Raw genomic sequence first — 21945 nt, 5'->3', positions numbered from 1 at the left:
GAGAGCGCATTCATGGAGGTGTAATATGCTTACTATTTTAGGTTTTTTGATGGTAACTGTTTTTACAATATTAATAATGACAAAGAAAGTCTCGCCTATTGTTGCCTTAACCATCACTCCTATTGTTTTTGCTCTTATTGGAGGTTTTGGTAAGGATATTGGTGATATGATTTTAGAAGGAATACAAACAGTTGCAAGTTCAGCGGCATTGCTGTTGTTTGCAATTCTTTTTTTCGGAATTTTAATCGATGCAGGTTTATTTGATCCACTAATAAAAAAAATCTTATCTATAGTAAAGGGAGACCCTGTGAAAATAGCGATAGGGTCTGCCGTATTGGCAATGCTTATCGCTTTAGATGGAGACGGTACAACTACCTATATGATAACAGTCTCAGCAATGTTACCTTTGTATAAAAGAATTGGTATGAATCCCATGGTTATGGCGACATTAGCAATGCTGTCGTTGAGTATCATTAGCGGAATGACTCCATGGGGTGGACCAGCTACAAGAGCTATTTCAGTGCTAGGTTTAGATCCTTCAGATTTCTTTGTGCCATTACTTCCGACCATGATTGGAGGAATTGCATGTGTAATATTTCTGGCCTTTCTAATGGGCAGGAAAGAAAGGAATCGAATAGGCATCGTTAAATTAGAGCCTAGAAATATAACAAAAGACAGCTCTCAATCTTATATGGCAGCTACGTTGGATGGCGAGCAATTGAAAAGACCACGCTTAATATATCTCAATTTATTCCTTGTTGTAAGTATCATGGTGTTGATTGTGCTTGGAACTAAGCATCCATCCGTTTTATTTTTAATTGGTTTTGTTCTTGCCCTTACTATAAATTATCCGAATTTAAAGATGCAGAAGGAGCGAATCGCCGAGCATTCTGGTAATGCAATTACTGTAGTATTATTGGTATTCTCAGCTGGAGTATTTGCTGGTATATTATCCGGGACAAAGATGGTGGATGCCATAGCAGGATCATTAGTATCCATCATCCCCTCATCAATGGGGCAGTTATTCCCAGGTATTGTAGCACTCACTAGTATTCCGTTTACTTTTGTTTTATCAAATGATGCATATTACTTTGGAATGGTACCTATCTTTGCAAAAGCTGCCTCAGCATATGGTATAGAACCAGTAGAAATTGCAAGGGCTTCTATAATGGGGCAGCCAGTTCATCTGATGAGTCCATTAGTTGCATCAACACTACTGTTAGTAAGTATGCTTAAAATTGACTTAGGATCCTTTCAAAGGTTTGCCGTTAAGTGGGCTGTAATTACATCTTTAGTTATTACTTTGTTAGCAATAATTACAGGGGCTATCACTATTTTGTAAAGAGACACTCCTCTGCATTTTGATGACAATGCAGAGGAAGCAGCGGTTTGTATTCGCTCGACCATCAAAAGGTTGCCGGAAAAGTATCGAGAGGCGCTCGAACTGACTGAATTTCAAGGGTTATCACAAAAAGAGTTAAGTGAAAAGCTCGGCATTTCTTACTCGGGCGCAAAATCAAGGGTACAACGCGGACGGGGAAAATTAAAACAGCTGCTTGAAGGTTGCTGTCATATTGAAGCGGATCGATATGGAAATATCGTAGACTTTTGTATTGTAAAGGAAACTGACTGACAAAGTCAGTTTTTTAATGAAATTGGCCATCAGCTGCCAGATACGATTCAGTCATATGAGGAGCATTTTCCCTTTGATGTTTGCAAGGGATATATGTATAATATAAATCGTAACGTTTTCGATTTAATGAAAAAGGAGTGTTGGAATGAAGATTTTATTTGCAAAGAGGTTAGGTATATTAACTATTGGTTCATTACTCGTATTGGCAGGATGTCAGACTTCCGGTTCATCTAAAGGTGAGTCTCATAAAACAACATCATCCTCAGCAGTTGAAGAAGACTCTTCTAAAACGCAAGAGCAAACATCTGAAAGTCATACACACGAACATTCTCACGATCATAGTCATGCACATGATGAAGAAACAGAAAAAATTTATGAAGGCTATTTTAAAAACAGCCAAGTAAAGGATCGCTCACTTTCTGATTGGAAAGGAGATTGGCAATCTGTATATCCATACCTGCAAGATGGTACTCTTGACGAAGTGTTTTCATATAAATCGGAACACGAAGGCGACAAGACAGCTGAAGAATATAAAGAGTATTATAAAAAAGGGTATAAAACAGATGTTGAGCGTATTGTAATTCAGAAAGATACTGTAACGTTCTTCAAAAATGGAAAAGAATATTCTGGTAAGTATACGTATGACGGGTACGAAATTTTAACATATGATGCGGGCAATAGAGGGGTAAGATACATATTCAAACTTGCTAAAGAAGCTGAAGGACTTCCTCGGTATATTCAGTTTAGTGATCATAGTATCTATCCGACTAAATCCAGCCATTACCATCTGTATTGGGGTGACGACCGTGAAGCTTTACTTGATGAAGTCAAAAACTGGCCTACCTATTACCCGTCAAAAATGGATGGACACGATATTGCCCATGAGATGATGGCGCATTAAAAACGGCCCTTGGCCTTGAGCGTTTCCTCATCAATTGGAAATAACGGACTTGATATTGAATATATTATTATTGATAAGGACTTCTACAGATAGATGCATGTATAGCTGCTGACTCCTCGTCAGCAGCTTTTTGCCCTCTTTACATTTCTCACGTTTTACCCTATCCCTGCCTTATAATACGAAATGAAACGCTTTATTTTTTTGCCTATGCCTGAGTACGTTCAAAAGATAGGGGTGTATCCCAAATGAAATGGATTGTTAAACGGAGTTTTCTTGCTGGAGGGGTTTAATATCAATAAAAAATTATTAAAAAGGTTAATGATTGTTCCAATTTTATTCATCTGTTATGTTTTATTTTTAAATCCTGAAATTATACTTGAAGAGCAATGTCCTAACAAGCCTTATAGTTTAACAATCGTAAAGCACGGGACAGGTATATTTGATAAGAAAATTGTTTTAATATATTACAAAATCAACGGAAAAACAGTAGCTGTTGGGGATTTGGTGTTTTTTGAGAATTTTAACAGAGATATAGATGTTACTTGGGATACAAATACTGATGATGGAACTTGGTGGATAGATAAAAGCGTACATTTAACCATGACCTATGCTAAAAATGTTAAGGGGGATTTAGACAAGAAAGATATTGATTTTGACTATGGTACTGTTCAATAATAACAATTAGGTTATTTGAAATATGACTATACACTAACAGAACCGCCAGTTGGTTCGGTCGAATTATACTCTGCTCTAAATTGCTTTAGGAGCAGTTTTTCCTTTCCTTACAAACACCATGATTCCAGGGATCATCATAAGTATAGCTGGTATTAAGTAAAACCAATCAATACATATAAGTCCTCCAATCCCTGAGATAAAAAGTAAAACACTGCTCAACTTTGGTTTGAATAAGACAACAATTGAAGCGGTAAACCCAATGCATGAAAAGATCAAAGATCCCCATGCCCCAACAAGGAGGTCGCTTGTCATATCAAAGTATCTGATCAAGTGAAAAAATAAATCAAGGTAAGCGATACCTAAAGCTAGGATAGATGCTACAACACCCAATCTGCTCCCTATTAAACTTAAAACAAACTCAATGGTTCTCTTCACAATAAACGCTCCTTATGTAATTTTCATTTTTATATATGATAATGTAAAAGAGACCTACATGAAAATATAAATGAGAAAAACAACAAAAACCTATGCCCTGTAAGGGTTTCTAAGTTGTTCAAAAATCACTTTATAAATGAGAATCTAAATCTTATTAGTAAACAGAATTAAATAAACAGAAATCAATAATAATAAACTAGCTGCGTTTATTTATCTAATTTCCGTCTTTTCTGCAAGGAACGTTTCAGGATCGTTCAGTCCTTTTTTTGCTTCATGCTTGAACACTTTTTCAAGTTTTCGGAGAACATTTTAATCATCTGACTCCAACTCAGCTGGGAGGAATTATTAGGAATTCGGTGATGTAAGCGGAATGTTGAATTCATTTTCACAACAAAATCGTGTATTATTCAACAATTTCGTTCGACAAATTTTGCGAATTGTAGACAACTTCCTGATTATTTGGATAATTATCTGGATAGGAGGAGAAAAGTTGTCATATGTCACTATACTTATAATTGTTGCATTAATCGGAGCATTAGTAACAGCAGTAGTCGGTATCATATCTTCAAAAGTGGAGGTGAACTCTCCAAAAACTCAAAGAGAACCAAAAGGAGAAGAACAGAAAAGTTTTTATATGCTGAAATAAAGTGCAGAAAGAGCATCTCCTGCGGGGTGCTTTTTAATACAGAGGAGTTGAAAAAAACTGAGTCAAATGAATTTACTTCTAAGATTTTCACTTGAAGTTGCGGCATTGATTTTCATAGGTGTGTTTGCTTGGACTCACTTCAATGGTTTTTTAAAATATGTTTTAACTTTAGTTTTACCAATTGCAGTTATGATTATCTGGTCCGTGTTTGCAGTGCCCAATGATCCTAGCCGAAGCGGTCAAACTGTAATAGCCGTGAACGGGGTTATAAGATTATTTATTGAATTATTGATCTTTACAATGGCTGTTGCAGCGCTTTATTTTAGTAATTTAAAAACAGTTTGTATCATCTTTTTTTGTCTTATATTGCTACACTATATAACTTCAGCTGGGCGTATAAAATGGCTTCTAAATCAATAAATTATATTAAGCTAAAACTGTGGACAATTTAAAAAAAGCTCATAGAGCTTCAGAAAGATGAAGATTGGTATTTTATAGTTCCTTGGTTCAGAAACTTTGTCAGCATATGGTGAGTTAATCACATAACAAAACGCCATATAGGTTTCTTATGGCGTTTTGCCGAACAGGGAGGTGCGCTGCGGAGGAGTTAGTCTATTAACTTAATATCTAAAGAAAGCTGCTCCAACAATGATTAACAAGATGAATAGCACCACAATTAACGCGAAGGAACTACCGTAACCATTAGACATATGTCCACCTCCTTTAGTGAGGATAGTATAAGATATGCTAAACGATAGTTTTCGACATAGATTGACGTCTAAATAAGAAAAAATGAATTTTTTGTCTAAAAAATAAACGGAAACGCCATAAAGGTTTCTTATGGCGTCAAACAACATGGAGGTACTCCTACATATCAATTAAATAGGAACGCCTTCTGGATAGCCTCCGAAGAAAGCTGCTCCCACAATGATTAATAAGATAAATAGCACCACGATTAATGCAAAGGAGTTACCATAACCATATGAGTATCCCATATGTCCACCTCCCTTAAAAAGAGATAGTACATGATATGCGGGTCGAATTACTTCGATAGGGATGCTAGTTGAATGAAATTTAAAATGATTTTTTAGTCTAAGTTGAAATAGAGGCGATAGGGACGGCAAGTATGTCCACATCGCATCTTGTCAGTGGCACGGGGGAGAAAGGTTAAAACCGCTATTGAAGCAGAATGGAAGGCGCCGGGCGGGAAATCAGGCTCATCTCATGCAAAACAAGTGCCGCCAAGAAAAAAACATTATGCCCACGCAGCAAAAAAACGAGAAAATACATTGGCACAAAATTATATACCTGCTCATTTTTATATGCACCTCTGCTTGGATGTTATGTAGGGGGTGCTTATTTTTGTTTGTATATCCCAGGCTGTTACACTCCTTAAAGAAAATTTTTGATCATGAGAACTACATGACCGAACCACTATTATCTCTATAAATGGATGTGTACATTATTAAAAATTTTATCCTAATTCTTATAATATGTGTTTCTTTCTGATTTGGAGTGTATACATAATTAACTATCTATACATCATTAGCAATTTAAATATAAATTGTGAAGAAATAAACCTTCTCAACTATCCCTCTGTCGTCTTGGCAACGATTAAATGCACCTTACAAGTGAATGAAGCATTATAGCCCAACACTTAACCAAACGATAAACTCGAAGGATTGGATTAAAAAAGAGTTGTATTCTGATATTCATTTGGATATATTGTATATAAAGTATATATACAATATGATAGTGGGGTTTTATATGCAAATTATCATTTCAAATCATTCAAAAGAACCTATTTATGAGCAAATTTATGCTCAAATTAAAAAACATATTTTGACCAATGAATTACACGCAGGGCAATCCTTACCTTCAATGCGACAGTTAGCGAAGGATTTGGATATAAGTGTTATTACAACAAAACGTGCCTATGAGGAACTTGAGAAGAACGGATTCATATATTCGGTTGTTGGGAAAGGTTCTTTTGTATCGGAGCAGGATAGTGAGATGATTAAAGAAAGAAAAATGAAGGTAATTGAAGAGCAATTGTTGACGGCAATTCAAAACAGTAAAGAAATTGGCATCTCACTTACAGAATTAAAGGGCATACTTACACTGTTATATAGGGAGGAAGAATAGTGGAAAATGTTATTGAATTCAAACATGTTTATAAATCATTTGGTGATTTTCAGCTAAAAGATATTTCAATGACAGTTAAAAAAGGATTTATAACGGGTTTTATCGGTGGTAATGGTGTTGGTAAATCTACAACGATTAAACTTATGATGAACTTATTGCAGCCAGATAGCGGATCGATTTCAATATTTGGGTTAGATCATAAAGAACATGAAAAAGAAATAAAGCAACGGATTGGTTTTGTATTTGATGAAAATATTTTCTACGCACATTTAACATTAGCAGAAATGAAGGAGATTATAAGGCCCTGCTATATGAAATGGGATGATCGCCTATTTAATTCCTATGTTGAAAAATTTGAACTGCCGTTAAATAAAAAAATCAAATCATTTTCTAAAGGAATGATGATGAAAGCTTCTTTATCAATAGCCTTATCACATCATGCAGAGTTAATTATTATGGATGAACCTACATCGGGGTTAGACCCAATATTTCGCAGGGAGTTTCTAGATATACTACATAATATAATGCAAGATGGAAAGAAAACGATCTTCTTTTCTACTCATATTACAACAGATTTAGACCGTATTGCAGATTATATTACTTTTATTCATAATGGCGAGCATATTTTCACAAAGAAATCGTATCAAATTCAAGAAGAGTACGCCATTGTAAAAGGAGGCAAGGAGCTATTAGATCGAGATACAGAACAGGAGTTCATCTCCATTCGGAAATCTAATGCTGGTTTTGAGGCATTAGCAGCCAATAAAGCACGTATAGAAGATGTGTTTGGTGACTTAGTTTTGATCGAAAAACCAACGATTGAAGAGCTGATGTTCTATACAAAGAAAGGGGCTAAGTAAGGTGTTTCACTTAATAAGAAAAGATATCATTTTACAAAAGAAATCGCTTATGATATTACTGCCGGTTTTATTTGTTTATTTAACGTTAAATATATCATATATCTGGTCAGGTTTTGTATTTAGTATTGTCATAATAATGAACGTTTTTTCAATGGATGAAAAAGCCCGAATAAATACTCTGCTGAATTCACTTCCTTATACACGCAGGGAAATTGTTAGTTCAAAGTATATAGGGGTGCTTATTTTTACTTTAATTGTAGTTCTTACAATTTTTATAGGAAATTTGATCATTCATAGAGAACTAACATTCTGGATAGATCTAATATTTATCGTATGCCTTGTGATGGTATCTGCTTCATTTATCTTTCCATTTAGTTATCAGTTTAAAAGCCAATATTTGTTCAAAGGCTCACTTATCTTATTTGGTATTTATATGGTATTAGTTAATACCTTGTTCCGAAATGTGAATGATATAATCAGAGAAAATATTAGAATATTACTATCAGTACAAAATCTTAATGTTTATTTGTTTATTCTGTTTTCGGTTATAATTCTATATGTTTGTTCTTGGCTTCTATCGATACGTATTTATAGAAATAAAGAATTTTAAAGGAAGGGTGTAGAAATTCTGCAGAAAGAGATTTTTACTGAGTGGTTTAATCATCCCTATTCTCATATGTTGCAAAAGGAACGGTATCTTAAATCAATGTTTGTGATGTATTTTGAAGTTAGATGTTACTCATGGTCCAAAAAAGCGAAATTCAAACAATATTGAAGTGAAAAAGAGCCCATCTCCTTTTATGAGAAGGGCTATCCACATATTTAACATTGGTTTCTAAGTGATACATAGCTTTTTCGAATGCAGCTATTCATTTTTATTTTCGTAATCAATATCCTGCCCGATCGGATCATGAAGGGACACATCTTTTTTTGTATTTTTCAATACGCGTAAATGCATGATGAGGATAGCTTTATTCATTACAAAAGGGGGGGAGCATAGTTTCCTGTCACTGATTGATTAAATAAATGTTGGGTTAGCTTCCTGTAATACATGTTCAAACGGGGCACTGCGCATGTCTTAGAAGCTCCTGAGAATGGCAGAACAGTGATTCAAATTAGGGCAGCCTTGCGCAGGTTTAATCATGAGATAGATTTTAAGGTTATGTAAATGAATAATTTAAAAAAACCACTAAAATGTGGTTCTTTGTATGCGCTAACGTGGTATTCACTATTCTTCATCTTCAAAGAAACCGAATAGTTTTTCTTCATCATATTCATATTTACGTCCTAAATTATCTGTATCTCTTTCGTGTTGTAAAAGAACTTTATAGTTTTTTCCCTTTGAAGATTCATTTTCAGTAACACTTAGGACGGTTACTTTATCGTTCTCATATGTCTTTGCAAAAAGTCTAATCTCCTCAATTGTATCCTTTAAATCAGTTTCATCACCATTAAAAAAGTCTAAAGAAACTTCAGTTGTGTATTTTTCAGTCATGGCTAGCTCCCCGCTAAAAAATGTATTAGTTCTTAAAGGATAACGGAAAATCTAATCACCAGCTATCACTGGATGGTGAAAGAGGTTCAACAGTGGCAGAAAGTACTCTATGGTTCAGCAACTCTAATGTCAAATTGGGATGTTGCTCAGTATGGATGAGATGGCGATCAATGGCGGTGCCGGATAATTACATAAATAAAGGAAGCAAGAAAATTAGGATGGGAAAGCAAAAAAGGTAAGTAGCACCGGGTAAAAGTATCGGGGGAGATATATACAAAAACAGTGAAAAACGTCTTCCTGAAGCTGATATAAACTATACCACAGGTTACAGAGGGAATGGCAGATTACTCTATTCGAATGATGGATTAATATATAAAACAACAGATCATTATATAACGTTTGTTAAGTTAAAATAATGGAGGACAGTTTTTAATGAAAAAAATAGTTGTAGATGGAAAAGACTTTGAAAATAAAGAAGGGTTACATGATGCATTAAAAGATAAATTAGATTTCCCAGACTACTATGGGAAAAATTTAGCCGCTTTATGGGATTGCCTTACAGGGTGGATAGAGTTGCCGTTAACTTTAGTCTGGAGAAATTTTGAGTTAAGTAAAAAGTTTTTAGGTTCATATGCTGATGATGTATTAGATGTTTTACAAGAGGCTCAACAGGAATTAGAGGATGAGTTTAAAATAATAGTAGAATAGACTTTCTTTTTTGGTTTTGTGAATTTGAAAAGTGAATCTTAGCGGCTTACTTAGGTTCAAGAATACTGCTGAGGTATTTTATTTTTATTAATAATGTTTATTCAGACTTTAAAAGTCAAAAACTAAAGCGAAACTTGAAGAGTTCTTGAAATAAAAAAGGCCCTCTTGAAAGGGGACTGACCCCTGTTTTTGAGACAGGGATCAAAACCCCTTTTAAACAGCATTATTACCTTCCTCTGATAATGAAATATAGATTGTATAAACATGGACAATTTGCATTAATTGGTTAAAACGAGCATTGTTAGGAGTATATTTATGTCTGTGAAAATAATTATTGACACTAATATATTTTTAGGATTTTTTGGATCCAAACAAACATCTTTAAAAAAGTTACCAGCAACTCTCTGCGGCATCTCGCCGTGTTCAATTGTTTAGTCCTTTTTTTTCATAACCTTTACAAATCTGAAAAAGTCATCATCATCCGGCAGGGGCTTGTCATCTTCGCGTCCATTGCGATGCATATGCGGATCAGAGTGATGTTCATTGTAGAACTCTACGATATGGAATCCACACTTATTCACATAGAAGTTGATATTTCGCTTTTCGAAATAAGGTGTCACGGTTTCCCAAAGCACAGTATCCGGATACTGTGCTTCAATGGCTTTCCAAGCAGAAAGACCAATCCCTTGGCTGTGATATACTGGAGATACATAGAATAAATCTAGCGAATTATGATGTGTTTGGCTGTTGATACGTACTACTGCACCACCGACCTTCTTACCATCCTGAAGAATATGGTATACCACTGCTCCGGGAGCATTGAAAGACTCCTGAACATCATTGTCCGATGGAATCGGTCCATCTTCACAATCACCGAACGTTTCAATCACGGCAATCGCAAAGGCTTCTTGTAATTTTTTTTGGAATTCTGGCAGATCAGACTCATTTGCTAGTTCCAGAATAACTTTTGGTTCCTTTTTTGTTTTCATGATTGCTCACTCCTTCATTTGCTATAATATCGAGTCCAGTCGTTCAGTAGAAACATTCCAGCTGTTCTACGAGCCCTTTTCACAAAAAGTGATTCCGTCGCTTTTTCTTCCGCAGTAAATTTGGCGTTAAAATACTTGCTGCAAAAGCTCTTTCCTGTCTTTTTGCACAATTTTTTTCTTTGTTTCCTTGGAAAACAAGCTGCAAGTAACCCTTATTTACTATCGTTCACTAGCGTATTAAGTGTCTTACGTGGGATTAGTTATTCTTCTCAAATTTTTTCTATCACAAATCACATAAAATAGTTGAATGTGTTGCCATTGACTATAGGCATGCGCAATAGATTCATTTTAAATTCGATCACGATTCACGAGCTATACACATTGAGTAAACTCTGGTGAATTTTCTGTCAGAGTTAGCCCAAAGAAGCACTAAATAATATAAAAATAACCAGTCCATACTAATCAAATCTGTCCGTTTAATACCTACTTCCGTCAACAACTAACTTGAAGTCCGTGCAATCTGGGAAAAGGGGTTATTTCTGAATTGATTTTTCCGAATGCAGCGGAGTTGCTTTGGAGCGCTCGTTTACTTTGCCGTACGTCAGCTTGCGCCATATCAATTCCATCGGACCGTACTTAAACCGTCTCAACCACAATGTACTAAAGATCATTAGCACGAAATACACGGCCAGGCTGAACATGAACGTGCCGGCAGATTGAATATGACCCGCAAGCCCGAATCCGTACCTGAGGAACAGAACTGTTCCAATGATAGAGTGAAGCAGATAACAGGTCAATGACATCCGTCCGACTTTAGTGAATATCATCATAGGGCCTCGCAGCTGAGGAACGTACAGAAACAGCATTGCAAAAGTGCTCATATAAAACATACTTCCGGTTAAGCCGCCATTTTGACCCAAGACAGAGGAAATGTTCGAAAAATTAAACATGTCTAGCAATATACTGCTTTGTGTTATTAGAAAAGCGATTGTGCTAATGATCCAGATACGCTTCCATATAGGTCTTTTCGCTTCCATATCTTTGAAAAATTCCATCTTAACAAAGTACACGCCCAGCAGAAACATGAGAAACATGGAATAGATCATATGGAAAGAGCTAGCAGCCATCGCGACCATATCTGTCCACCGAGCGCTGATGGATTCTATGTAGGTAAGGCTGCTGTGGCTAAACAAAGTAAACTCTGAAAAATTCGGGTTTTTTTGCCCTGCAGTATTGATGACATTGTACAACATTGTGAAAACAGGAGTCAGGAATTGAAACACGATAAGTGCGATAATCCATCTAAGCACCGTTTTGGCCGTGCGTTTATAGAAGGCGAGTAACAGGAAGCCGCTTATGGCGTAAAAGGACAATATGTCACCGACCCAAACAAATGTGATGTGCAAAATGCCAAATCCCAACAGGATAGATAACCTGCGGGCAAACAGCTTGTTGGGACTATCTACCTTCTGCGCGGCTCGATCCATAAAGATCATAAACCCGACTCCGAACAGGAAGGAGAATAACGTAACGAATTTCCCTTCGGCAAACCAGGAAACCAGATTGTGCAGTACGTCATCGGAAGTCATTTCGAATCCCTTTACTGAATCTACGATCAGAAAATAATTGACAATAATAATGCCCAGCAAGGCGAATCCGCGTACGATGTCCAGAAAATGAACCCGTTCCCGCAGACTCACCGGTTGCCCGTATCCTTCTTTTTGTACAGTCATATCAATGCTCCTTTTCCATTTATCATTGCAATGTGTGGTTCGGATCTGAAAAACCTGAGCCTTACAATGGATAAATATAAAGCCCGAATCTTAACAATTTATGAAGAGTCATCATTTTTTTAGAAAATGTGACAAGTTTGTGGCGGGCATCAGCTTTCATAAATTGTTAAGATTTACGTAGTATCTTATAACGTACTTAACTATGAACGATATATAGTAAGGACACACGAGAAATAACATCAAGAATCATGAGGTGAGAGAGACATGACCCATCGAATATTAGTCGTAGAGGATGATCAGGATATTGGTGATCTTTTGGAGGAATCCCTTATGCGTGCAGGCTACGAGGTGCTAAGAGCCAAGGATGGCAAGCGAGCATTGCAACTTGTGAATGACTCGCTTGATTTGGTTATTTTGGATATTATGATGCCAGGCATTTCGGGAATTGAAACATGTCAGCACATCAGGAAATCCTCTAACGTCCCGATTCTGTTTCTGACGGCCAGATCGAGTACACTCGATAAAACTGAGGGATTACTCGCCGGCGGCGATGATTATATGACTAAACCATTCTCGGAAGAGGAACTTCATGCTAGAGTGATTGCTCAATTACGCAGATATACTATCTATCAGGAAAAGAAGGAACAGGAAGAAAGATTTCTTATCGGGGGCAAACTAAGAGTGAGCGAAGAATTTAATGAGGTCTGGAAAGAGGAGCAGCAAATCAAGCTGTCAGATCTGGAATATCGTATCCTGAAACTTCTGATGAGCAAACGCAACAAAATATTTACTGCCCAAAATATATATGAGAGTGTCTGGGAACAACCTTACTTTTACTGTTCCAACAATACGGTGATGGTGCATATTCGGAAGCTGCGCTCCAAAATTGAGGATGATCCGGCACGTCCGGTTTATATAAGAACTGAATGGGGAAGAGGATATCGATTTGGCGCATCGTAAATTTACGCTAACCAAAAAACTGGCTTTGCTGATCATGGTTGCTTCGATTGTGAGTGGTGTGATCTTTCTGACGTTGCAAAAGATCACAGATGATCTGATCGAGGGATATCTGAGTTCGGATGAATATTATCACGAGGAGTCAGCAAGATACATTCAAAAATTCAGCAAGTTCGTTTCAGAAAATGAGTTGTCTACATCAGATAGAAAAGCGTTTGGCGAGTGGGTCAAAAAAGAAAATTACATTAACCTCACCATATTCAAGGATCAGGAGCTGCAATATGATTCCATTTATTCCGAATCGGATTATGGAAAGGAAAAGCTGACTCAGTACGCTCAAAATCATTCACATCCTGTCAAGTTTAGAGATGGTGAAGGGCGAGTCATTATCGACGGTTTCTACTCTTCCCGATATTATAATCTGGCCTTTACATTGGATTTGCTCGGGGCAACCGTCATCTTTTTAATCATTGTTCTCTTTGGCATTCGCCAAAGTCTTCGCTACCTTAAAACGATACACCAAGAGATTCATATTCTTGAAGGGGGCGAACTGGACTACGAGATGACGATAAAAGGGCATGATGAATTAGCGATGATTGCAAAGAGCATTGAGGATCTGCGGAAAGCTTTCTTGGACAAACTTAAAGCGATCGAGGAATTGCAAGCTGAGAGCCGCAGCCTGGTTACCGAAATGTCGCACGATATGCGTACACCGCTGACGTCGCTGATCATGAATCTGGAGTTTGCCAAAAAAGAGGGAGGCGAAGCGGGTACCAGCAAAGATCGGTATGTAGCCAATGCTTATGATAAAGCACTGCAATTAAAAAGCTTGTCTGACAATCTGTTTGCGTATTTCCTGCTGGAAAGGGAATATGAGGCCGATCTGGAGACCATTGCAGTGAAAGAAGTGATCTACGATCTAATCTCAGATCAGATTGCTATCCTTCATCAGGAGCATTTCCGGGTCCATATTTCAGGCGAGCTGCCGGAAACCTATATTAACGTGAATTTGGAGGAGCTTGGTCGTGTATTTGATAATGTGATGTCAAACTTATTTAAATACGCAGATCCGGAAGAAGAAATCAGCATCACGTTTGTATCGGATCAAGATATATTTGAGATCCATGTTAGCAATACGATTAAACTTGCGGATATAACACCGGAAAGCAACGGACTCGGTGAAAGAAGCATTGCGCGAATGATGTCCCGCATGCAGGGACAGTTTCACAGTATACAAAAGAATTCTAAGTACTACATTGTGCTGCGATTTTGGAACACCAAGATGTAGGCTGAGAATAAAAACCACGAATATATTGAAATAGGAGACAACATGATGAGATTTTCCAACAAATTCAAAAAGGTGCCTTACCTGTTACAAGCGCTGCTCAATGTCTGTCTGTTCTTCCTGGCGATAGCCTTAAGCGCACTTCTGATCAGCGAGACATGGTACATTGTGCAATTCGTATACAAGTCACTGTTCAACAAAGTGGACAGCTATTATGAGATGCTTGGAGAACTGCTTATATTCTTCATGTACTTTGAGTTCATTGCTTTGATTATCAAATACTTCAAATCAGACTTTCATTTCCCGCTTCGCTACTTCATTTATATTGGCATCACAGCTGTCATTCGTTTAATTATCATCGATCATGATCAGGCGATCTCAACGTTCTGGTGGGCGATGGCTATTCTTGCAATGATTTGTGGATTCTTTATTGCCACTAGACGAAATTCTGTTGTTGAACATTAATAAATATTAGTTCACTTTATGCCGATACACCGCCGAAATGTCCTAATTGGTGAATGGGAACTGGAACAGAATAAAAAAATTGATAATCGGTATTTATAAGTCTAGCTGTCTAATGTCAGTTCAGAAATCTGTAGTGGATCAAAGTGGATTGTGGTTGTAAGTGGATATCTGAATGTTTTTGGCTACTTTAACAGACATGTCCCGATGCCAAAGCATTAACTGTCTTGAAATGAAAATCGCTTCTTTATTTTACAAGGAAGAGGTTAACATTCATAATAAATAAGATGAAAAAGTTAGGATGTACGTTTATTGTTTTTTTATCTCTATTTTTTACCATAATTGATGTAAACGTATAGAAATGATAACAAATGAATATAAAGTGTGTAATGAAAATAAGCTTTCTAATAAGATAGATTTACTATATTGAGGGCCCAGTGATATAGAAAACAGATCGATGGTTCAAACCATCGGTTTTTTATTTGGACAAACAGTTATTACATAGCATTCCCCAAGGGGTGATGCATTTTATGAAGGTGATAATCTTCGAGGGACCGCAAGCTGACAAATGCATGAACGATTCCTCTCATTATTTAATAAAACTTGATAGGAAGAAGATCTAGAGTGATGGCAATGTATATAAGGGTATCGACCGAGAAACAAGCGATCAAGGGATCGAGCAACTGCACTCAGATCGTGGCCTGTATAAAGAAAGCAGGGATGATGCGATTAAAGAATTCATAATCAAGTTATCTGCTATGATCCAGATTGTCTTTCTCATAGAGCAGCTTATTAGTATGCAAAAAATGCTTCTCATAACTCTTTCATCTATTCTTTCTCTATATCTTTTAAAAGAAACTTTAGTGAAAATATAGAAAAGCCGGCATGTTCGATCCCGCTTCTTCTGCATTATTTCCCCTTCGCTTTCTTCCGCTTTTCCTTCTCCGCCCGGTAGAACTCATGGAACATCTTCATCAGCGCCCGTTTCTCAATCCGCGACACATAGCTGCGCGAAATACCGAGTTCTTTGGCAATCTCACGCTGCGTTTTTTCCTTCTTTAAATCAAGCCCAAACCGCCCAACAATCACTTCTTTCTCACGGTCATCTAAAATGTCAATGTATTGCTTCACTTTTTCAAGCTCCATATTGAGCTGGATCGTATCAATCACGTCTTCATTTTCTGATTTCAGGACATCGATCAGGCTTATTTCATTCCCTTCTTTATCCTGCCCGATCGGATCATGAAGGGAGACGTCTTTTTTTGTTTTTTTTAGTGCGCGCAAATGCATGAGGATTTCATTATTCATTACAAAAGGGGGGGGCACAGATTTCCCGTAACTGTTTGATTAAATAAATGTTGAGCCAGTTTTCTGTAATAAATGCTCAAACGTTTCTTCGTAAACGAAGGGGATACCTTAAAAAGCCAAGCCACATTTTCAATTGCATGTGATTGTATGTACGAAAGATTAATATTACGCAACATGAAAGTTGGAATGCAAAAGTGATATGTAAAATAATTCGACTGCCACTCTAAATAATCAGTCCAAGTTGCAGGCATTGTTTTTTTATCGCCTTCATGTCTATATATGGCAAAATTCATGAGCGAAATCATACCATTGTTCAATTCGACTTTTTCGGCTGTCCAAGCATATGTTATAAATTCCGCTGTGTTTAAGTGCGAAGCTTGTAACAGGTTTAAACGACAGTCTGATGTCTAAAGCTTCGGCAATCCGTTCAAAATTAATTTGTTCAGGCTCTGTAATATCAATCTTCCTGTATAAGTTTTCAATCCAATCCTCTAAGTGACTGTTTGTATACTTCAAGATGAAAAACCTCCTTAAAGACGACAATCTAAAAATTGGATTCGTTTAAATATTATAGGAAAATCAAGACTTTTTTCATAGGAAAATGCGTCTAAGGAGATGGAATATGAATCCGTTTAATAATGGCTGTTTTCGTAAGTATGATGATTTTAACACGCATCTGGATTTCCCTCGAAAAGTAAAGGTCTTTAGGGAATTATGTCAAAATAATAGTAAGTACCTTATGCAACAAACAGGGAGTTTGGTTGATTAATAAGGAGGGGGAAGTATGAAAAAAAATATTCACATATTGGGAGCCTCTGGTGTCGGAACTTCAACATTGGGTGTTGCATTATCAAAGCGTTTGCCTCATACGCATCTTGATACTGATAATTACTATTGGTTAGATAAATTCACTAAAAAAAGAGAAATTCCTGAAAGAAGAAAGTTGCTTGAAAAAGACTTAACAATAAATGAGAAATGGATTCTTTCTGGTGCAGTGTGTGGCTGGGGCGATAATCTAAAAAGCTACTTTGACCTTGTCGTCTTCTTATGGATTCCACAAGATATACGGCTTGAGAGATTAAGGCATAGGGAATTTCAGCGTTATGGAAATGAAGTGTTAGCCGGTGGCAGTAAATATGAACAATCAAAAGCATTTTTAGAGTGGGCTTCTTTATATGATACTGGTGGAATGGAAGTTAGAAGTAAAGCATTACACGAACATTGGATGGCAGATTTATCTTGTCCAGTGTTAAAAATTGAAGACGATTGCTCAGTCAATGAAAGAGTTGACCGTGTCTTGGATTATCTGAATTCTAATTAAACTAACGGATAGCGATTATGGTACTGTCCAATAATAATGAAGCAGTTTATTTAAAAAAAGAATATACACTAAAAGAACCGCAACTGGCGGTTCTTTTCTGTTATACTCTGCTCTTAATTGCTTTAGTAGCTGTTTTTTCTTTCCTTACAAATACCATGATTCCAGGGATGATCATAAGTATGGCTGGTATTAAGTAAAACCAGTCAATGCATATAAGTCCTCCAATCCCTGAAATAAAAAGTAGAACATTGCTCAACTTTGGTTTGAATAAGACAACAATTGAAGCCGTAAACCCAATACATGAAAAGATCAAAGACCCCCATGCCCCAACAAGAAGGTCACTTGTCATATCAAAATATTGATCAAATGAAAAAATAAATCTAAGTAGGCGATACCTAAAGCTAGAATAGATGCTACAACACCCAATAGGCTCCCTGTCAAACTTTAAAAAAACTCAATGGTTCTCTTCACAATAAACGCTCCTTATGTAATCAGGCCACTTCATTTTTATATATGAAAATGTAAAAGAAACATAAATGAAAATATAAATGAGAAAAACAACAAAAACCCTTGTCATGTAAGGGTTTCTAAAGGGTTCAAAAATCACTTTATAAATGAGGATTTGATTGAGATATAAATGAGAATCTAAATCTTATTAGTAAACAGAATTAAACATAATAAACAGAAATAAATAATAATAAACTAACGGCGTTTATTTATCTGATTTCCGTCTTTCCTTTAATTGCTCCGTTATAATCTCCAAAGCAGCCTGTAAAATTTCATCAGTTACTTCACCGTTTTTTGTTGCAAGGAACGTTTCAGGATCGTTTAAGCAGTTGATTCTGAGTCACCGGTGGATATTATGCCGGCTGAAGTGGTTTCCGTTTCACCTATTGAAATAAAGCTTAATGAAAATGACAAATTAATAATACCTGCTGATTTGATTATTGTTCCAAAGCGGCTGCGGACCGGTGAAGAAGAAGCGTTGAATACTGGTGAAAGTGTGATGGTTGTCTCCTTAAAATTTAATAATAGTAATCCTGAAAAAATAAATAATTGTGAAGACCTAATCTATGCTTTAGAATAACTATAATATTTTGAAAACTTCATCGGAGGTGGGTTATGAAAACTATTGGTCTTATTGGTGGAATGAGTTGGGAATCTTCAGCTGAGTATTATCGAATTATCAATGAAGAAATAAAAAAGAAGTTAGGAGGGCTTCACTCGGCAAAATGTCTTTTATACAGTGTTGATTTTAAGGAAATTGAACATTATCAATCTGTAGGGGCTTGGGAGAAAGCAGGTGAAGCTTTAGGGGAAGTTGCAAGATCATTAGAAAAAGCGGGTGCAGATTTTATTGTAATATGTACAAACACTATGCATAAAGTTCTTGGATATATACAAGAAATGATCACTATACCTATTTTGCATATTGCCGACGCGACTGCAGAACAAATTATTAGACAAGACATTCGTTCAGTAGGATTGCTTGGTACTAAATATACGATGGAACAAGATTTTTATAAATCACGTATTGCGTCTCATGATATTAATGTCATTGTTCCTGATGATGATGAAAGAGAATTAATAAATAATATTATTTATCAAGAACTATGTCTAGGTGAAATTAAACAGTCTTCCAAAAACGTTTATAAGAAGATCATAAATAATTTGGTGGATAGAGGAGCAGAAGGAATCATTCTTGGATGCACTGAAATTGGACTATTAGTAAAGGTAGAGGATTCAAAAGTGCCATTATTTGATACGACTTTAATCCATGCTCAAAAAGCAGTAAATAAATCTCTTTCGATTTCTTCTTAGAATGATTACTTCTTATATTTTAAAACCGCTCTTTAGGAGCGGTTTTTATTATGGTTCATTCAATCAATAAATGGAAAAACGTTATAGGAGTGTTTATTTCATGACCCTTTCCCCAGAAATTGAATTTGATGATATTGAAGATGACAGCGAAGTCATAGAGACCTCACCTATAAAATAGATTTTGAAAATGGCCGTATCACAAATGAAATCATCACAGGCCTTGAAGCGATCAAGCAGTTTGTATATTTATCCCTTCATACTGAGCGATATGCATATTGGTACCTTATTCATTGAAGAAAGTAACAATATGAATTCATGGACCACAGTCTCTTCATTGGTTGTTAAAGCAAATACGTTTTAACTAAACGCTATTTCCGTTTCAGATACGCAAATAGTAACCTACAGCAATCAGAATTCTTACTTTACCAGTCATTGGGCGCAGGTGAAGAGGATATAAACATTAACCACACTGTTCCTATTACAGCAGTTGCTCCGTTCTCAGTCCAATTAGATAAGAGCGGCTTAACCGATGATGGGCGCTTAAAAGTTCAGACTGAAGGCTTGGATCTTAGCTCATTAGACACTCAAGCAAAAACAATGGATATTGTATTTCACGATAAAACAGAAACCATAGGTGAGGGTAACCCATTCACCGTTGGATCATTTAAAACGTTACTCATTGAGGTTTATGGAACGGCTGAGACAAGTGAATTGAAGTTCTGGGGTAAATCCTTATCGGGAACAAAAAGAGCCCTTAGAGGGCAGAAAGTAGAAGACGGAACATTTGCCACTAGCACCAAAGGGAAATCAGAAGCTTGGTCTTTTAACATTACTGGCTTTAAAGAAATTGTTATGGAGCTTACAGCTTTAACAAATGGAAACTTTTCAGTTAGAGGGACGGCCGTCTCATAAGATCCGGCTGTCCTTTTTTATTTGCCTCGGAGGAGGTGATTAGAAATGGAGGAGACAAGTTTGTTTATCAATTTTGAAACATTAGATTTAGCAAGAGTATATTTATTTGGAGAGGTGAAGTACCTTGATTTACTTCTAGTTCTTAGTATAATAGACGTTTTAACAGGATTAATTAAGGCATGGAAATTCAAGAAACTGCGAAGCCGGAGCGCATGGTTTGGCTATGTCCGCAAGCTACTCAATTTCTTTGCGGTCATTTTAGCAAACGTTATTGATACAGTCCTCAATTTAAACGGTGTCCTAACCTTTGGTACCGTTCTTTTTTATATCGCTAATGAAGGCTTGTCAATAACTGAAAACTTAGCACAGATCGGTGTTAAAATCCCTTCAACAATAACAGAACGATTACAAACAATTGAGAACGAAAAAGAACAGAGTAAGGATAACGCAGACAGAGCTGCTGGCTAAGCCAGTGGCTTTTTTTATTACACAGACAGAAGGAGAGAGGATATATGGCCATTAAAGTTGTAAAGAATTTAGTCTCTAAATCAAAGTATGGATTGAAATGTCCTAATCCAATGAAAGCTGAATATATCACTATTCACAACACTGCGAATGATGCTTCAGCAGCCAATGAAATCTCTTACATGAAGAATAACTCTAGCTCAACGAGTTTTCACTTTGCAGTAGACGATAAACAAGTCTTTCAAGGGATTCCAACAAATCGGAACGCTTGGCACACAGGAGATGGAACAAACGGTACGGGTAATCGTAAGTCGATTGGTGTCGAAATTTGTTATAGCAAGTCAGGAGGGGCACGATATAAGGCAGCGGAAAAGCTTGCTATTAAGTTTGTGGCGCAGCTGCTTAAAGAACGGGGATGGGGTATTGATCGTGTCCGCAAGCACCAAGACTGGAACGGTAAGTATTGCCCGCACCGTATTTTGTCAGAGGGAAGATGGAATCAAGTTAAGGCTGCCATTGAAAAAGAATTAAAAGTGCTAGGTGGGAAAACAAGCTCAAGCAAAGTAAGTGTAGCTAAAAAGAAAACAACAAACTCAAGCAGCAAAAAGACATCATATGCGCTGCCTTCCGGTATTTTCAAAGTGAAGAGCCCAATGATGAGAGGCGCGTCTGTCACGCAGATTCAGAAAGCTCTAGCGGCTCTTTATTTCTACCCGGATAAAGGAGCTAAAAATAACGGTATAGACGGCATTTATGGCCCGAAAACTGCAGATGCAGTTAGACGATTCCAGTTAATGCATGGCCTTTCTGCTGATGGAATTTATGGACCTAAGACTAGAGAGAAAATTGAAGCGTTAATAAAATAAAAAAGGCTCTCTTTTCAAGAGGCCTTTTTTATAATATTAATCCTCAATATTTTCGATTACCTGTCTAACCATCTCATGTATTTGGTCAAACTGCCATTCTATATCACCTATTACTAAATGTAACTGTAGTAATTCAGAAGTTAGTTTTTCTTTATCTTCAATTTGACTTAAATTAGCTAAAATTTTATTCATTCTTTCATCTATTTGCGGAAGTTCTTTAATATTTTCCTCTTCCTCTAAAAGTTCTTCTGTTGAAATTAATGTACTATTATATTTTTCATTTAATTCTTTTAAAGCACTAAAGATTTTATCAATATTTTTCATCTAT

The 21945-nt window shown here is 36.6% G+C and carries 23 protein-coding genes and 11 pseudogenes; 22 read left to right on the top strand and 12 right to left on the bottom strand.

The window, feature by feature from the left end:
• Positions 1-25 precede the first annotated feature (25 nt).
• The 4 genes and pseudogenes from P3L57_RS13130 to P3L57_RS13115 all read left to right on the top strand — a co-directional run bounded on the left by P3L57_RS13130 (position 26) and on the right by P3L57_RS13115 (position 3209).
• Positions 26-1342: a citrate:proton symporter gene (locus tag P3L57_RS13130; RefSeq protein WP_059293551.1), complete on the top strand. Its 1317-nt coding sequence runs from the start codon at positions 26-28 to the stop codon at positions 1340-1342.
• Positions 1343-1354: 12 nt separating this feature from the next.
• Positions 1355-1633 (top strand): annotated as a pseudogene (locus P3L57_RS13125) (sigma-70 family RNA polymerase sigma factor); the annotation flags it as partial.
• A gap of 145 nt (positions 1634-1778) precedes the next feature.
• Positions 1779-2534 (top strand): metal-binding protein ZinT, encoded by a 756-nt coding sequence (locus P3L57_RS13120; protein WP_069487152.1) that lies wholly within the window; start codon positions 1779-1781, stop codon positions 2532-2534.
• 273 nt (positions 2535-2807) lie between these two features.
• On the top strand, positions 2808-3209 hold the full coding sequence (locus P3L57_RS13115; RefSeq protein WP_227492911.1) for a hypothetical protein: 402 nt from the start codon (positions 2808-2810) through the stop codon (positions 3207-3209).
• A gap of 75 nt (positions 3210-3284) precedes the next feature.
• Here the strand turns inward: P3L57_RS13115 and P3L57_RS13110 are convergent, their stop codons facing one another.
• A complete protein-coding gene (locus P3L57_RS13110) occupies positions 3285-3644 on the bottom strand; it encodes a hypothetical protein (protein ID WP_059293553.1) in 360 nt (119 codons plus the stop codon).
• Positions 3645-4134: 490 nt separating this feature from the next.
• Here P3L57_RS13110 and P3L57_RS13105 point away from each other — a divergent pair, with 490 nt between their 5' ends.
• Entirely contained in the window at positions 4135-4290 is a 156-nt protein-coding gene (locus tag P3L57_RS13105) for a hypothetical protein (protein WP_169793536.1), read from the top strand.
• A gap of 66 nt (positions 4291-4356) precedes the next feature.
• Positions 4357-4710, top strand: a complete 354-nt coding sequence (locus tag P3L57_RS13100) for a YrdB family protein (protein WP_059352300.1) — start codon at positions 4357-4359, stop codon at positions 4708-4710.
• 200 nt (positions 4711-4910) lie between these two features.
• Here P3L57_RS13100 and P3L57_RS13095 read toward each other — a convergent pair whose 3' ends face one another.
• Both P3L57_RS13095 and P3L57_RS13090 read right to left on the bottom strand, forming a co-directional pair.
• Positions 4911-5000, bottom strand: coding sequence for a YjcZ family sporulation protein (locus P3L57_RS13095; protein WP_024122253.1), 90 nt, complete (start codon positions 4998-5000; stop codon positions 4911-4913).
• 168 nt (positions 5001-5168) lie between these two features.
• On the bottom strand, positions 5169-5285 hold the full coding sequence (locus P3L57_RS13090; protein ID WP_082687868.1) for a YjcZ family sporulation protein: 117 nt from the start codon (positions 5283-5285) through the stop codon (positions 5169-5171).
• A gap of 772 nt (positions 5286-6057) precedes the next feature.
• Here P3L57_RS13090 and P3L57_RS13085 point away from each other — a divergent pair.
• Genes P3L57_RS13085 through P3L57_RS13075 form a run of 3 tightly spaced genes read left to right on the top strand, consistent with a single transcriptional unit; the run spans position 6058 to position 7905 of the window.
• A complete protein-coding gene (locus P3L57_RS13085) occupies positions 6058-6435 on the top strand; it encodes a GntR family transcriptional regulator (protein WP_059293556.1) in 378 nt (125 codons plus the stop codon).
• A complete protein-coding gene (locus P3L57_RS13080) occupies positions 6435-7295 on the top strand; it encodes an ABC transporter ATP-binding protein (RefSeq protein WP_059293557.1) in 861 nt (286 codons plus the stop codon). Before P3L57_RS13085 ends, P3L57_RS13080 begins: the two co-directional genes overlap by 1 nt.
• Position 7296: 1 nt before the next feature.
• Positions 7297-7905 carry an ABC-2 transporter permease gene (locus P3L57_RS13075; RefSeq protein ID WP_069487154.1) on the top strand — a complete coding sequence of 203 codons (609 nt, stop codon included), beginning with the start codon at positions 7297-7299 and terminating at the stop codon, positions 7903-7905.
• 368 nt (positions 7906-8273) lie between these two features.
• Here P3L57_RS13075 and P3L57_RS20660 read toward each other — a convergent pair.
• Together P3L57_RS20660 and P3L57_RS13070 are read right to left on the bottom strand one after the other, a co-directional pair.
• Positions 8274-8366, bottom strand: a pseudogene (locus P3L57_RS20660) (ImmA/IrrE family metallo-endopeptidase); the annotation flags it as partial.
• Between the two features lie 157 nt (positions 8367-8523).
• Positions 8524-8790, bottom strand: a complete 267-nt coding sequence (locus P3L57_RS13070; RefSeq protein ID WP_059335479.1) for a hypothetical protein — start codon at positions 8788-8790, stop codon at positions 8524-8526.
• Between the two features lie 176 nt (positions 8791-8966).
• On the opposite strand from P3L57_RS13070, the pseudogene P3L57_RS13065 reads away from it, so the two are divergent.
• A pseudogene (locus tag P3L57_RS13065) lies at positions 8967-9206 on the top strand (ribonuclease domain-containing protein); the annotation flags it as partial.
• Between the two features lie 16 nt (positions 9207-9222).
• Entirely contained in the window at positions 9223-9498 is a 276-nt protein-coding gene (locus P3L57_RS13060; protein WP_069487155.1) for a barstar family protein, read from the top strand.
• Between the two features lie 431 nt (positions 9499-9929).
• On the opposite strand, the gene P3L57_RS13055 is transcribed toward P3L57_RS13060, so the two are convergent.
• From P3L57_RS13055 to P3L57_RS13050, 3 genes and pseudogenes are all read right to left on the bottom strand, one after another.
• A complete protein-coding gene (locus P3L57_RS13055; RefSeq protein ID WP_069487156.1) occupies positions 9930-10487 on the bottom strand; it encodes a GNAT family N-acetyltransferase in 558 nt (185 codons plus the stop codon).
• A 358-nt stretch (positions 10488-10845) separates the two neighbouring features.
• Positions 10846-11102 (bottom strand): annotated as a pseudogene (locus P3L57_RS20760) (hypothetical protein).
• Positions 11021-12220 (bottom strand): DUF418 domain-containing protein, encoded by a 1200-nt coding sequence (locus tag P3L57_RS13050; protein WP_069487157.1) that lies wholly within the window; start codon positions 12218-12220, stop codon positions 11021-11023. Before P3L57_RS13050 ends, P3L57_RS20760 begins: the two are co-directional and overlap by 82 nt.
• Before the next feature lie 264 nt (positions 12221-12484).
• On the opposite strand from P3L57_RS13050, the gene yrkP reads away from it, so the two are divergent.
• The 4 genes and pseudogenes from yrkP to P3L57_RS20755 all read left to right on the top strand — a co-directional run.
• Positions 12485-13180 (top strand): two-component response regulator YrkP, encoded by a 696-nt coding sequence (gene yrkP, locus P3L57_RS13045; RefSeq protein WP_069487158.1) that lies wholly within the window; start codon positions 12485-12487, stop codon positions 13178-13180.
• A complete protein-coding gene (gene yrkQ, locus P3L57_RS13040; RefSeq protein WP_069487159.1) occupies positions 13167-14465 on the top strand; it encodes a two-component system sensor histidine kinase YrkQ in 1299 nt (432 codons plus the stop codon). The genes yrkP and yrkQ overlap by 14 nt, the downstream gene beginning before the upstream one ends.
• 45 nt (positions 14466-14510) lie before the next feature.
• Complete coding sequence (gene psiE / locus P3L57_RS13035) at positions 14511-14927, top strand: phosphate-starvation-inducible protein PsiE (protein ID WP_083244523.1); 417 nt, start codon at positions 14511-14513, stop codon at positions 14925-14927.
• A gap of 621 nt (positions 14928-15548) precedes the next feature.
• Positions 15549-15644, top strand: a pseudogene (locus tag P3L57_RS20755) (recombinase family protein); the annotation flags it as partial.
• A gap of 189 nt (positions 15645-15833) precedes the next feature.
• On the opposite strand, the pseudogene P3L57_RS13030 reads toward P3L57_RS20755, so the two are convergent.
• Both P3L57_RS13030 and P3L57_RS13025 read right to left on the bottom strand, forming a co-directional pair.
• Positions 15834-16232: pseudogene (locus tag P3L57_RS13030) on the bottom strand (sigma-70 family RNA polymerase sigma factor); the annotation flags it as partial.
• A pseudogene (locus P3L57_RS13025) lies at positions 16232-16748 on the bottom strand (ImmA/IrrE family metallo-endopeptidase). The pseudogenes P3L57_RS13025 and P3L57_RS13030, both read right to left, overlap by 1 nt.
• A gap of 268 nt (positions 16749-17016) precedes the next feature.
• Here P3L57_RS13025 and P3L57_RS13020 point away from each other — a divergent pair.
• Positions 17017-17553 (top strand): ATP-binding protein, encoded by a 537-nt coding sequence (locus P3L57_RS13020; RefSeq protein ID WP_069487160.1) that lies wholly within the window; start codon positions 17017-17019, stop codon positions 17551-17553.
• Positions 17554-18265: 712 nt separating this feature from the next.
• Here P3L57_RS13020 and P3L57_RS13015 read toward each other — a convergent pair.
• Positions 18266-18385 (bottom strand): annotated as a pseudogene (locus P3L57_RS13015) (transcriptional regulator); the annotation flags it as partial.
• On the opposite strand from P3L57_RS13015, the pseudogene P3L57_RS13010 reads away from it, so the two are divergent.
• The 6 genes and pseudogenes from P3L57_RS13010 to P3L57_RS12985 form a co-directional block, all read left to right on the top strand.
• A pseudogene (locus P3L57_RS13010) lies at positions 18386-18640 on the top strand (DUF2577 family protein); the annotation flags it as partial.
• 35 nt (positions 18641-18675) lie between these two features.
• Positions 18676-19374 carry an aspartate/glutamate racemase family protein gene (locus P3L57_RS13005; RefSeq protein WP_069487162.1) on the top strand — a complete coding sequence of 233 codons (699 nt, stop codon included), beginning with the start codon at positions 18676-18678 and terminating at the stop codon, positions 19372-19374.
• A gap of 100 nt (positions 19375-19474) precedes the next feature.
• Positions 19475-19665: pseudogene (locus P3L57_RS13000) on the top strand (DUF2634 domain-containing protein); the annotation flags it as partial.
• Positions 19652-20286 (top strand): annotated as a pseudogene (locus P3L57_RS12995) (phage portal protein); the annotation flags it as partial. The pseudogenes P3L57_RS13000 and P3L57_RS12995, both read left to right, overlap by 14 nt.
• Before the next feature lie 45 nt (positions 20287-20331).
• Complete coding sequence (locus P3L57_RS12990; protein ID WP_069487163.1) at positions 20332-20754, top strand: phage holin family protein; 423 nt, start codon at positions 20332-20334, stop codon at positions 20752-20754.
• Between the two features lie 44 nt (positions 20755-20798).
• Entirely contained in the window at positions 20799-21617 is an 819-nt protein-coding gene (locus tag P3L57_RS12985; protein ID WP_069487164.1) for a peptidoglycan recognition protein family protein, read from the top strand.
• Between the two features lie 36 nt (positions 21618-21653).
• Here the strand turns inward: P3L57_RS12985 and P3L57_RS12980 are convergent, their stop codons facing one another.
• Positions 21654-21941 (bottom strand): hypothetical protein, encoded by a 288-nt coding sequence (locus P3L57_RS12980; protein ID WP_014664698.1) that lies wholly within the window; start codon positions 21939-21941, stop codon positions 21654-21656.
• Between the last annotated feature and the right edge of the window lie 4 nt (positions 21942-21945).

The organism is Bacillus sp. B28 (assembly GCF_029536185.1).
GTDB lineage: Bacteria > Bacillota > Bacilli > Bacillales > Bacillaceae > Bacillus > Bacillus halotolerans.
The sequence above is the reverse complement of the archived record's forward strand: the minus strand, read 5'-3'. Positions and strand labels throughout refer to the sequence as shown.